Annotated in this window: 11 protein-coding genes; 4 read left to right on the plus strand and 7 right to left on the minus strand. The window is 74.0% G+C overall.

What is annotated here, in order from left to right; all coding sequences use genetic code 11:
- Positions 1-142: 142 nt before the first annotated feature.
- Both KZX45_RS03330 and KZX45_RS03335 read left to right on the plus strand, forming a co-directional pair.
- Entirely contained in the window at positions 143-652 is a 510-nt protein-coding gene (locus tag KZX45_RS03330; protein ID WP_248256259.1) for a hypothetical protein, read from the plus strand.
- An 89-nt stretch (positions 653-741) separates the two neighbouring features.
- A complete protein-coding gene (locus KZX45_RS03335; protein WP_248256260.1) occupies positions 742-1,272 on the plus strand; it encodes an SRPBCC family protein in 531 nt (176 codons plus the stop codon).
- A gap of 4 nt (positions 1,273-1,276) precedes the next feature.
- Here KZX45_RS03335 and KZX45_RS03340 read toward each other — a convergent pair whose 3' ends face one another.
- Entirely contained in the window at positions 1,277-1,720 is a 444-nt protein-coding gene (locus KZX45_RS03340) for a hypothetical protein (RefSeq protein WP_248256261.1), read from the minus strand.
- A 233-nt stretch (positions 1,721-1,953) separates the two neighbouring features.
- On the opposite strand from KZX45_RS03340, the gene KZX45_RS03345 reads away from it, so the two are divergent.
- On the plus strand, positions 1,954-2,928 hold the full coding sequence (locus KZX45_RS03345) for an MsnO8 family LLM class oxidoreductase (RefSeq protein ID WP_248256262.1): 975 nt from the start codon (positions 1,954-1,956) through the stop codon (positions 2,926-2,928).
- A 154-nt stretch (positions 2,929-3,082) separates the two neighbouring features.
- On the plus strand, positions 3,083-3,937 hold the full coding sequence (locus KZX45_RS03350) for an SRPBCC family protein (protein WP_248256263.1): 855 nt from the start codon (positions 3,083-3,085) through the stop codon (positions 3,935-3,937).
- 54 nt (positions 3,938-3,991) lie between these two features.
- Here KZX45_RS03350 and KZX45_RS03355 read toward each other — a convergent pair whose 3' ends face one another.
- From KZX45_RS03355 to KZX45_RS03380, 6 genes are all read right to left on the minus strand, one after another.
- Positions 3,992-5,332, minus strand: coding sequence for an 8-oxoguanine deaminase (locus tag KZX45_RS03355; RefSeq protein WP_248256319.1), 1,341 nt, complete (start codon positions 5,330-5,332; stop codon positions 3,992-3,994).
- A 136-nt stretch (positions 5,333-5,468) separates the two neighbouring features.
- The gene (gene xdhC / locus KZX45_RS03360) at positions 5,469-6,380 is read right to left on the minus strand and encodes a xanthine dehydrogenase accessory protein XdhC (RefSeq protein WP_248256264.1); all 912 of its coding nucleotides are present in this window, start codon (positions 6,378-6,380) and stop codon (positions 5,469-5,471) included.
- Entirely contained in the window at positions 6,380-8,869 is a 2,490-nt protein-coding gene (xdhB, locus tag KZX45_RS03365) for a xanthine dehydrogenase molybdopterin binding subunit (protein WP_248256265.1), read from the minus strand. The genes xdhC and xdhB overlap by 1 nt, the downstream gene beginning before the upstream one ends.
- On the minus strand, positions 8,866-10,377 hold the full coding sequence (locus KZX45_RS03370) for a xanthine dehydrogenase small subunit (RefSeq protein WP_248256266.1): 1,512 nt from the start codon (positions 10,375-10,377) through the stop codon (positions 8,866-8,868). The genes xdhB and KZX45_RS03370 overlap by 4 nt, the downstream gene beginning before the upstream one ends.
- Positions 10,378-10,693: 316 nt before the next feature.
- Positions 10,694-11,605, minus strand: coding sequence for a DNA-3-methyladenine glycosylase 2 family protein (locus tag KZX45_RS03375; RefSeq protein ID WP_248256267.1), 912 nt, complete (start codon positions 11,603-11,605; stop codon positions 10,694-10,696).
- A gap of 39 nt (positions 11,606-11,644) precedes the next feature.
- A partial coding sequence (locus KZX45_RS03380) for a DUF222 domain-containing protein (RefSeq protein WP_248256268.1) occupies positions 11,645-12,162 on the minus strand: 518 nt, incomplete at its 5' end.

The raw sequence follows: 12,162 nt of genomic DNA on the forward strand, positions 1-12,162 counted from the left end.
TGCCCCCAGGGGCGTCCCGGCGACGTGATCGGACCGCGGATGGCCAGAACCTGCCACGTCCGCGATTCGCTGGCGCGATGTGCGGAGGTGGGGTCACACTGGATGTGCTCATCCCTGCCCCCGATGAGGAAGTTGCCCAGCTGTGCTCGTGCACATCAACCTGCCCGGCCCGGACACCGACGACGTCGTCGACATCGTCAGCGCCGACGGCCACACGCTCACCGCGACCCCGGCAGACGCGGATCTGGTCGTCACCACCGCCCCCGCGGCCCCCCTGGCCGTGGCGCCCGGCGCGACGATCCTGCAGTTCGGCGGGCCCCTCCGGCTGCCCACCGGCACCCATGTCGCCACCCAGGTGCTGGACGCCTCGTTCTGCACCACGCCGGCCGCCCAGGTGCTCGGCGTCGACCTCATGGCGAGGGCCACGCTCCTGACCGACCCGCCACGCACGGCGATCGTCGGAGCCGGGCGGACCGACGTCGTTCCGCTCGTGACCAACGCGCACGGCCAGCATCTCGCCCTGCTGTTCCCGCACGCCCGCGACGGGTGGCACTGGTGGGTCCACGAGAACAGCCTGGACACGCTGCCCTGGATCGACGCTGCCGTCGAGCATCTCGTCTCGCAGGTGGCCCGGCTGCGCGTCGGTGCCTGAACCCCTCCGCGCCCGTGAACAGCACGGCCGGCGCACCCGATCCGGCACGGTGACCACCGCGGCGCCCCTGCCCGAACCAGGAGCACCCCATGACGGAAGCCCCCTTCTCACCCGGTCCCCTGGCCGAGGCCTCCGGGCGTCCCGACGGCGACGCCTGGGTCCTCACCCTTCGCCGCGAGCTGCCCTTCCCGCGGCAGCGGGTGTGGGCCCTGCTGACCGTGCCGCGGGAGCTGGCCCGGTGGGCGCCGTACACCGTTGACCGGGACCTCGCGGCCACCGGCCCCGCGACCCTCACCATGATCGACGGCGGGACGCGCCAGGACCTGCCCGCGGACGTCCGGCGGGCCGACCCTCCCGAGGTGCTCGAGCACACCTGGGGCGATGATCTGTTGCGCTGGACGCTCGTCGAGACCGGCGGCGGGACCCGCCTCGAGCTGTCGCACACCGTCGAGAGCCACGACTGGATGGCGCAGGTGGCCGCCGGCTGGCACCTGTGCCTCGACGTCGCCGCCAGCGTGCTCGCCGGGACACCCGTGGCACCGATCGTCGGGCAGGACGCCATGAACCACGGCTGGGCGGCCCTGCGCGACGCCTACGCCGAGCGTCTCGCCGGGCGCTGACCCCTCATCCCTCGGCCAGCTCGGCGAGATCCGCGACCACCGGGACGGTGACGCCCGGCCGTGAGGCGTCACGCACGGAGCGGCCCCCGAGAGGTTCGGCGAGGCGCACGGTCTGGACCATGCTGACCCCCTCGTCGTCGCACGCCGCGTTGAACCGCGTGCCGTGCCGCACCACCACCGTGGCCGCGACGACCACCTCGTCCTCGGACTCCGTCACCTCGACGCGGTGCGGGTCCCCGCAGCCCGGGCTGCCACCGACGTACTCGACGATCAGGTCCCGGGGCTCGGCGCCCTGCGCCACGCGGGAGACGGCGGCGGGCTGCGTCCGGTCGAACCCGACCACGACGGCGTAGAGCCCGACGGCGACCCCTGCCAGGACGATCCCGGTCACCAGCCACAGGCTCAGCGCCCGCACCCGGTCCCGCGCCTCACCGGTCAGCCCGCCCATCCCTGCATCGTGGCCGCTCCGCCTCCTGCACGCCAGGGCTTCCGGGCCCGGGCCGCACGGGGAGGTCCCCGCCATGGCTCACCAGCTCCCGCGGCGCCACACCTGGCCGCCGGGCCGTCGTGCGCCCGGGCCGCCGGGCCGCCGGGCCGCCGGGCCGCCGGGCCGCCCGGACGCCCGGACGCCCGGACGCCCGGACAGAAATATCGGCCGCGGCTCCGCGGTTGCTCGAGGTGATGCCTCCGATCGACGTCCCCCTGTCCCTGCTGGACCGCTCACGCACGCGCGCCGGCGAGCCCGACGCCCTCGCGCTGCTGTCGACGATCGAGCGTGCGCGGCTGGCGGAGGAGCTGGGCTATCACCGGTTCTGGGTGGCCGAGCACCACGCCGTGCCCGGCATCGGCAGCGGGAGCCCGGCCGTCCTGGCGGCTGCCGTGGCGGCCCGGACCTCCCGGATCCGCGTCGGGTCGGGCGGGGTCATGCTGCCCAACCACGCCCCGCTCGTCGTCGCGGAGCAGTTCGCGGTGCTCGAGAGCCTCCACCCGGGGCGCGTGGACCTCGGGCTCGGGCGCTCGCTCGGCTTCAGCGCTCCCGTGCGCGAGGCGCTCGGCGCCACCGAGGCGGACCCGGACCGGTTCCTGGCGGACGTCGACGCCGTCCGCGCGTTCCTCGGCGGCCGGGGTCCGGTCACTGCGACACCCCGCCTCGCCGTACCGCCGCCGATCTTCCTGCTCGCCGGCGGCCGGGGGCTGTCGCTGGCGGGCCGTGCGGGACTCCCGGTCGCGGTCGGCGGACCGGCGCTCGAGGGGGCCGCAGCGCTGGACGCGTACCGCCGGGCGGTGCGGGCGACCGGCGGTGACCCGTATGTCATCGCCAGCGTCACGGTGATGGTCGCCGACTCGGAGGACCGCGCGCGGGACCTGCTCCTGCCCGAGGCATGGGCGATGGCGGCCTCGCGCACCACCGGCGCCTTCCCGCCGCTCGAGGACGTCGCGGCGGTCCGGTCGCGGACGCTGACGTCGAAGCAGCGCGCGACCATGGAGCAGTTCCTCGCCGGGTCGGTCTACGGCACCGCCGGGCAGGTGGCCGAGCGGCTGGGCCAGCTGGTGCGGCGCACCGGCGCGGACGAGGTGATGGCGACGACGTCCACGTTCGAGCGAGCCGACCAGGCCCGCGCCGACGCCGCGCTCGCCTCGCTGTTCGCCTCCTGAGCAACACCGGATCGGCGCGGCGGCGCGGTCACGAGCGGGTCACGCGGCTCGACGGCGGCCGCCCCGGCCTCGGCGCGCGCCCTCCCGACGGCTGCCCCATGCTGGGAGGACGCGACGGGGTGAAGGTCCCCGTCCCCGACCCGAAGCAGGTGCCATGACCACGAAGGTGCACAAGCGGATCCTTGTGAACGTGCCGACGGCTACCGCGTACAACCAATGGACCCAGTTCGAGGACTTCCCGCACTTCATGGGCGGGGTCCAGAGCGTCACCCAGCTCTCGGACGACCGTCTGCAGTGGGTCGCCGAGATCGCCGGGGTCAAGCGTCAGTGGGAGGCCCGCATCCTCGAGCAGGTGCCGGACCGGAAGATCGCGTGGGCCGCGACGGAAGGTGCCACCAACGCCGGAACGGTGCTCTTCGAGGACGTCGGCGGCGGCCAGACGTCCGTCACGCTCGAGCTGGAGTACGAGCCCGAGGGCCTGGTGGAGAAGGCCGGCGACCTGCTCAACATCGTCGAGAAGCAGGCCGAGGGCGACCTCGAGCGCTTCAAGGCGTTCATCGAGTCGGAGGAGTACGCCACGGGCGCCTGGCGCGGGTCGATCAACAAGGGCGCCCCGGTGGGCACACCCGGCGTCGAGGCAGCGGCAGCGTCCCGAGGTGACTCCGGCAAGGCCGGCATCTCCGGCAAGGCGGCCGCAGCCGGTGCCGCCGCCGTGGCCGCCGGGGCGGCAGCAGTGGCCGCGGCGAGGAAGAGCGGCGACAAGACGGTGACGACCGACGCCACCGTCTCGCCGTCGACCGAGCCGGTCATGGAGTCCCCCACCGTCACCGTGACCCCGGCAGCGACGGCTCCGCCCACCACCACCGTGCCGGCGGACACCACGGTGGAGTCGGGGACGGCGCGGCTCGTGGACGTCGACGACCCGGCGACGGGCGTCCGCGCCGACGAGGACGTCGATCCCCTCACCGGCGAGCGACGTCGCGACACCACCCGGGACGACCGCGTCTGAGGACGCGGGGACCCCGCTGACGGTTCGGAAACCCCGACGCAGCGGCGGTCCCGGTCAGACGTCGGCGCGTGACAGCAGTCCGCGCGCCGCGGCCGAGTGATCGGCGACCAGGGCGGGCAGGTCGAGACCCTCGATCTGCCCGCCCACGACGCGCCACCGCCCCGCGACCATGACCCGGTCGGCGCGGTCGGCCCCGCACAGCAGCAGGGCGGCGAGGGGGTCGTGGCTGCCCGAGAACCGCAGGTCGTCCAGCCGGAACAGGGCGAGGTCGGCCTGCCTGCCGACCGCGATCTCACCGAGGTCGTCCCGCCCCAGCGCCCGCGCCGATCCCACCGTCGCCCAGCGCAGCGCCCGCTCGGGCGGCACGTCGGCGCCGTACCGCAGCCGCTGGAGATACAGGGCCTGCCGTGCCTCGAGGATCAGGTTCGAGCCGTCGTTCGAGGCCGACCCGTCAACCCCCAGTCCGACCGCGGCCCCGGCGTCCTCCAGCTCCAGGGCGCGGCAGGTGCCCGACGCCAGTCGCATGTTCGACGTCGGGCAGTGGGCGATCCCCACCCCCGCGGCGCCGAGCCGCGCGATCTCGCCGTCGTCGAAGTGGATGCCGTGGGCGAGCCAGGCGCGCGGGCTCAGCCAGCCCACCGACTCGAGGTAGTCGACGGTGCGCAGGCCGAACCTGTCGAGGCAGAACTGCTCCTCGTCGAGAGTCTCGGCGAGGTGCGTGTGCAGCCGGACGTCCAGGTCCTCGGCCAGCGCGGCGCTGTCCCGCATCGCCTCCTGGGTGACCGAGAACGGTGAGCACGGGGCGAGGGCGATCTGGATCTGTGCGCCCGGGCCACGCTCATGGTGACTCTCCACGAGACGCCGGCTGTCGGCGAGGATCGTGTCGAGGTCCTGGACGACGTCCTGGGGCGGCAGACCGCCGTCGTCCGACCCGAGGGTCATCGAGCCGCGGGTGAGGACCGCACGGATGCCGAGGCTGCGGGCGGCGTCGACCTGGATGTCGATCGCGTCCTCCAGGCCGCCGGGGAAGAGGTAGTGGTGGTCCGCGGCGGTGGTGCAACCGGAGAGGAGGAGCTCGGCCAGGGCCGCGGTGGTGGCGAGCTCGAGATCGCGCGGGGTCAGCTGCGCCCACACCGGGTAGAGGTTGACCAGCCAGGGGAACAGCTCGGCGCTGACCACCGGCGTCCAGGCGCGGGTGAGGGTCTGGTAGAAGTGGTGGTGGGTGTTGATCAGCCCGGGGAGGACCACGTGCTCGGTCGCCTCCAGCACCGTCCCGCAGGGCGCCGCGGGCTGCCGCCCCGCTCCGAGCACCTCGGCGATCCGGTCACCCTCGACGACGACGCCGCCCCGGGCGTCGAGCCCGTCGGCGGCGAGGATCGCGAGCGGGTTCTTGATCCACGTGCGGCCGACCCCGGCAGCGTCGGGCGCCGTCGCCCCGGCTCCGCCGTCGCCGTCCCCGGCCGTGCCCGTCACCGCGCGTCCGCCGTCGCCGGACCGTCGGCCGTCACGCCGCCGTCCCCGGGCGTGCCCGTCACCGCGCGTCCGCCGTCGCCGGACCGTCGGCCGTCACGCCGCCGTCAGCGCCGTCATCCCCGGAACCGTCGGCGGCCGGTCCACCCGCCGCCTCCCGGCCCGTCCCGACCGGCGCGAGATCCCGCTCCAGCTGCCGCACGAGGTCTGCCGCGACGCTGACAGCGATGACGGCGGGCGCCTTGCCCGTCAGTCCGGGCAGCCCGACCGGGCACGTGATCGTGTCGATCGCGGCGTCGTCGTGCCCCGCCTCGTGCAGGCGCCTGCGGAAGCGTGCCCACTTGGCGCGCGACCCGATCAGGCCGACGTAGGCGAGGTCGCCGCGGTTGAGGGCGGCGTCGCACAGGATGAGGTCCTCGGCGTGGTCGTGGGTCATGACGAGCACACGGGATCCCTCGGGCAGGTTCCGCAGCACCACCTCGGGGGCTGGGGCGTGGTGGACCCGGACCTCGGCCGGGCCGGTCACCTCGGCCAGGCGTTCTGCGGCGACCTGGTCGGCACGGCTGTCCACCAGGTGGAGCGAGACGGGCAGCCGCGCGAGGATCCGGCCCAGCTCGAACCCCACGTGCCCGACGCCGAAGACCGCGATGGTGGCGCGGGTGCGCAACGGCTCGAGGAGCACGCTCACCTCGCCGCCGCAGCACTGGTTGCCGTGGCGGTTGGTGACGTGCTCGTTGAGCGCGAACGTCATCCGCTCGGGAACGTGGGCACCGCCGGCCAGCAGCTCACGTGCCCGGTCGACGACGGTGGCCTCGAGATTGCCCCCGCCGATGCTGTCCCAGGTCCCCTCGGCGGCCACGACCATCTTCGCCCCGGCCTCGCGCGGGGCGTGCCCGCGCACGTCCGTGACGGTGACCAGGACGCCCGGCAGCCCCCCGGCCCGCAGGTGCGCCAGCGCGGCGAGCCAGTCCATCAGGTCCTCGCCACCCGCTCAGGTCGCCGGCCGTCAACATGGGCCGTGCCCCGTGCGGCGGCCGCGGAAGCCGCCGCCCCAGCTTCGCCGTCGTCCGCCGAAGGCAGTCCGGCGTCAGACCCGGACGCCCCCGCGCCCGTCCGGGAGCGGGCCTCAGGTGCCACCGACCGTGCGGCGTCGAGCGCCCAGAAGACCGCCTCGGGAGTCGCCGGGCTCGCGAGCTCGACCACGGTCCCCTCGGGGCCGAAGGCCGCCGCGGCGGCGCGCAGAGCCTCCCGGACGCTGAACGCGAGCATCAGCGGCGGCTCGCCCACCGCCTTCGATCCGTACACGACCCCGCTCTCCGTGGCGCGCTCGTAGAGGTGCACGTTGAGCTCCTCCGGCATCTCGGAGAAGCTCGGCAGCTTGTACGTGCTCGCCGCCTGGGTCGCCAGCCGCCCCCGGTGCTCGCCGTCGGAGGTGTCCCAGCGCAGCTCCTCGAGGGTGAGCCAGCCGGCACCCTGGACGAAGCCGCCCTCGATCTGGCCCAGGTCGATCAGCGGGGAGAGCGAGTCACCGACGTCGTGAACGATGTCGGTGCGCAGGAACCGGTACGCCCCCGTGAAGCCGTCGACCTCCACCTCGGAGACCGCCGCGCCGAACGAGAAGTACTTGAACGGCTCGCCCTGCATGCGCGAGGCGTCCCAGTGGATGCCCTCGGTGCGGTAGTACCCGGCGGCGAACAGCGGGACCCGCTGGGAGTAGGCGGCGCTGACGACCTCCTCGAAGGACAGGTCCTGGTCGTGGAAGCCGATGCCGGTGACGCGGCCGTCGACGAAGCGCACGTCGTCGGGGTGGACGTTCAGCTTGCGGGCGGCGACGTCGGCGAGCCGCTCGCGGATCTGGTCGCACGCGTCCTTGACGGCGCCGCCGTTGAGGTCGGCCCCCGAGCTGGCCGCGGTGGCGGAGGTGTTGGGCACCTTGTCCGTGCGGGTCGGCGCCAGGCGGACGCGCCCCAGCGGCAGCCCGAGCGCCGTGGCGGCCACCTGCCGCATCTTGGTGTGCAGGCCCTGCCCCATCTCGGTGCCGCCGTGGTTGATCAGGACCGAGCCGTCCTTGTAGACGTGCACCAGCGCGCCGGCCTGGTTGAACGCGGTGAAGTTGAACGAGATCCCGAACTTCACCGGGGTGATCGCGATGCCGCGCTTGAGATGCTCGTGGCTCGCGTTGAACGCGGCAACCTGCTCGCGGCGGGCGTCGAGGTCGGAGCGCGCCACCACCTGGTCCCACACGTCCGCCAGCCGCTCGGCGTGCCTGACCGGCTGCCCGTAGTGGGTGGCCTGGCCGGGCCGGTAGAGGTTCCGACGGCGCAGCTCCGCCGGGTCGATCCCCAGCGCGGGGGCGCACCGGCCGAGGATGTCCTCGATCACGAGCATGCCCTGCGGGCCGCCGAAGCCGCGGAAGGCGGTCTGGGACGTCTTGTGGGTCTTCGCGATGCGGCCGTGGACCTCGACGTCGGGGATGAAGTAGGCGTTGTCGATGTGGCACAGGGCCCGGGCCAGGACGGGCTCGGACAGGTCCAGGCTCCACCCGCCGTCGGAGGTGATGGTGGCGCGCAGACCGAGGAGGTGGCCGTCGTCGTCGAAGCCGACCTCCCACGTCGCGTGGAACGGGTGGCGCTTGCCGGTCATCGTCATGTCCTGGGTGCGGTTGAGCCGCATCCGGACCGGGCGCCCGGTGAGCACCGCACCGAGGGCTGCGGCGGCGGCCAGGCCGTGGGGCTGCATCTCCTTGCCGCCGAAGCCCCCGCCCATGCGCAGGCACTGGACCGTGACGTCGTGGGCGTCCAGGCCCAGGACGTGCGCGACGATCTCCTGGGTCTCCGAGGGGTGCTGGGTGGAGGACTGGACGAACACCTGCCCCGACTCGTCCACGTGGGCGAGGGAGGCGTGGGTCTCGAGGTAGAAGTGCTCCTGCCCGCCCATCTCGAACTCGCCCGTGAACCGGTGCGGGGCCGAGGCGAGGGCGGCTGCGGCGTCGCCGCGTGCGACGGTGGGCTGGTTGCCCTGGAAGCTCTCGGCGGCGATCGCCTCGGTGAGCGTGAGGAGCGAGGGCAGCGGCTCGTACTCGACCTCGACGGCCTCGGCGCCCAGGCGGGCGGCCTCGAGGGTCTCCCCGAGCACCCAGCACACGGCGTGGCCGTAGTACATGACCTCGTCGGGGAAGAGCGGCTCGTCGTGCTTGGTGCCGGCGTCGTTGGTGCCCGGGACGTCGTCCGCGGTGAGCACGCGGACCACGCCAGGCACCGTCAGGGCCGGGGCGGTCCGCACCGCGGTGACGCGGGCGTGCGCATGAGGCGCCTGGACCGGCCAGAGATGGAGGACGCGCGCGCCCCGGAACACCAGGTCGTCGGTGTACAGGGCGGTGCCCCTGACGTGGAGGGCGGCGCTCTCGTGGGAGACGGTCTCCCCGACACGGGGGTTGACCGGGCGGTCGGCGAGGGATCTCATCGGGACACCTCCAGGCTGTCGGCCTGCTGGGTCTGTGCGAAGAACCGCAGGAGGGACTGCTCGAGCATCGCAGTTCGGTAGCGGGCGCTGGCGCGGTGGTCGTCGAGCGGGGTGCCCTCCCCTGCCATGACCGCCGCGGCCTCGACCGCGGTCTCGTAGACCCACGGCCGCCCCCGCAGGGCGTCCTCGGTGGCGAGGGCACGCACCGGGGTGGCGGCGACCCCACCGAGTCCGATCCGCACGTCCTCGACCGTGCCGGCCTCGATGCGGGCGGCGACGGCGACCGCGACCGAGGAGATGTCGTCGAAGCGGCGCTTGGCGATCTTGTGGAAGGCGGTCGCACCGGCCAGCGGCAGCGGGATCCGCACGGCGCGGATGATCTCCCCCGGCTCCCGCACGGAGGTGCGGTAGCCGGTGAAGTACTCGGCGAGCGGGACCTCACGCTCGCCGTCGCGCGAGGCGAGCACGAGCGAGGCGTCCAGGGCGAGCAGCACGGGGGCGGCGTCGCCGATCGGTGACGCCGTGCCGAGGTTCCCACCGAGGGTCGCGGCGTTGCGGATCAGCCGGGAGGCGAACTGCGGGAAGAGCGCCGAGAGCAGCGGCACCCGGCCGTGCAGGGCCGACTCGATCTCGGACAGGGTCAGTGCGGCGCCGAGCTCGATGCTCTCCGCGCTCGTGTGCAGGGTGCGCAGCGGTGCCAGGCGGTCGATCGCGAGCACGAGGCGAGGCCGGGTGTGGCGGATGTTCCGGTCCACCCCGGCGTCCGTGGCTCCCGCGACAAGAACCGCGTCGGGGTGCTGGTCGAGCTCGTCGAAGAGCTCCTCGAGGCTGCCTGGCCGGACGAACTCTCCCGCGTCGGCGCTCAGCCGGGTGTGGCGGGGCGCGGGTGCCGGCGCGTGGCGACGGCGCGCCAGGGGGTCCGTCTGCTCCGGGGCGTCGAGCGCGTAGGCCGCGTCACGGATCGGCCGGTAGCCGGTGCAGCGGCACAGGTTGCCGCTGAGGGCGTGCAGGTCGAACCCGTTGGGCCCCACCTCGTGGTCGGCCGCGTGCTCCTCGCCGGTCGCGGCGGTTCCGGTCTCCTCCGGCGTGCTGGCCTCGGCGCGGCTCCGGCCGGGTCGGTAGTACTCCGCCGCCATGGCGCAGACGAACCCGGGCGTGCAGTAGCCGCACTGCGAGCCACCCCGCTCGGCCATCTCCCGCTGGACCGGGTGGAGGTCCTCGACGGCGCACGCGCCGGGGGCGGTGCCCAGCCCCTCCGCGGTGACGATCTCCTGGCCGTCGAACGCCAGGGCCGGCGGAAGGCAGGCGTTCACCGCGGTCCAGGTGGCGCCGTCCGGCCCGTTCGGCCGGGCGACGAGGACGGCGCAGGCGCCGCACTCCCCCTCGGCACACCCCTCCTTGGCCCCGGTCAGTCCCTGCCCGCGCAGCCAGTCCAGCAGGCTTGCGTGCGGGCCGGCCCCGCCGGCGTCCCGGACCCGGCCGTTGACGGTGACCTGGATGGGCTCCATCGCTCACGCTCCTCGACCCACCGGAAACGGCGGGCTCAGGTCATGGCATGGTTTCACGCGCGTTCCGTGGACGCAGGTTATCCATGCCGAAACAACGCCCACGGTGTGGTCAGGACATTAGTCCCAGGTGGAACGTTGGACAAGAATCTGGAATCGCGTTTCCGGGATGCGGAGAACGCGGGTGGCGCCAGCTGCGTCAGGCGCTGAGCTGACCAGGCAGATCACTCGCGGACGCCTCGACCCGCCCAACCTGCACCGCTCCTTGCGCGGACGTGCCCGGCTTGCCCGCGGGCCCCTACGAGCGCCAGTGTTCCCGCTACACCGGCAGATGCGTCCGGAGCGGCATCCGGGCTCCCCGGCGCGGTCGCCGGATCCCCGCCAGCTCGACGAGGCGCTGCACGCGGTAGCGGTGCGGCCGAAACGGTTCGAGGAGCTCCGCGAGGCCGTCGTCGTCGACACCGTCCCTGCCGGTCAGGGCCCAGCCCACGTCACGCGCGACGTTGTAGTCGCCGAAACTCACGGCGTCGGCGTCGCCGTGGGAGCGCACCCGGACCTCGGCGCTGGTCCACACCCCGATGCCGCGCAGTGAGCGCAGGCGCCGGTCGGCGTCCTCGGTCGGTACACGGGCGGCCCGCTCGAGCGACGGCGCGACCGTCGCCGCTCCGACGACGGCGCGTGAGCGTGCCGGGTCGATGCCCAGACGGAGCCAGTCCCAGGACGGGATGCGAACCAGCGTCTCCGGGCTCGGCAGCACCCACAGGCGCTGACTTTCCCCCGGGCCGGGAGCCCGTTCCCCGAAGAAGTGCACGAGACGCCGGTAGCCGGCGAAGGCCTCGGTTCCGGCGACCTTCTGCTCGATCACCGCCGGGACCAGCGACTCCATCACCAGCCCGGTCCTGGGCAGGCGCAGGTGCGGGAAACTCCGTGCAAGCTCCGCCACTCGCGCGTGCCGGTCGGCGGGGAACCCGTCGGGGTCGTCATCGGCCCCCAGCATGGCCGGGACGGCCTCGATGGCCCAGTCAGCACCATCGCCCCAGGCGGTCGCGGCGACCGCACCGTCCGTCGCCCGCACCTCCAGCCGCAGCGTGGCGGTGCCCTGCGGGGTACGCAGGCCGCGCCAGTAGACTCCGGCGCCGTACCGCGCCGTCGGATCGGCGGGACCGTGCCGCAGGACGGCGAGCGTCTGACCGACGGCACATGGCCAGCCCGGCACCCACGTTCGTTCCACCGCCCGCACCCCACCAGACTACGAGTCCGATCGCGGCGCTCACCCGGCAGGGGCTCGCGCTGAGCGGGCCTGTTCGCGGATCGGTGTGCCGTCGCGGCGATAGAACTTCCACGTGCCGCGTCTTCGTTCGATGGTGATGCGGTGCTGGTGCACGTGGTCGTGGTGGGCCCAGCAGAGCAGGACGCCGAGCTTGACGCTGGTGGAGCCGAACTGTTCCCACCACCAGACGCTGTGGTGGATCTCGCCCTCGCCGGGCGGGGCGTCGCAGTCCGGGTACTGGCAGTGCTTGTCGCGGGCGATGATCGCCCGGGTCTGGGCGGCGGTGAAGATCCGTTGCTCCCGGCCGACGTCCAGGACCTCCGAGTCCGGGCCGAAGACCACCCGGTGCACCGCACCGGTGCAGGCCAGGCGCGCCAGCAGGGCCGGCGAGAGCGGACTGCCGTCCTCGAACGTCGCCGGGGTGACCTCACCCATCACGGCGGAGTCCAGATCCGCACCGATCACCGCCTCCGGCAGCACCTGCCCGCAGCCGCACAACCCGTCACCCTCAGTAGAAC

The sequence above is a fragment of the Georgenia sp. EYE_87 genome, assembly GCF_023148685.1.
Taxonomy (GTDB): domain Bacteria; phylum Actinomycetota; class Actinomycetes; order Actinomycetales; family Actinomycetaceae; genus Georgenia.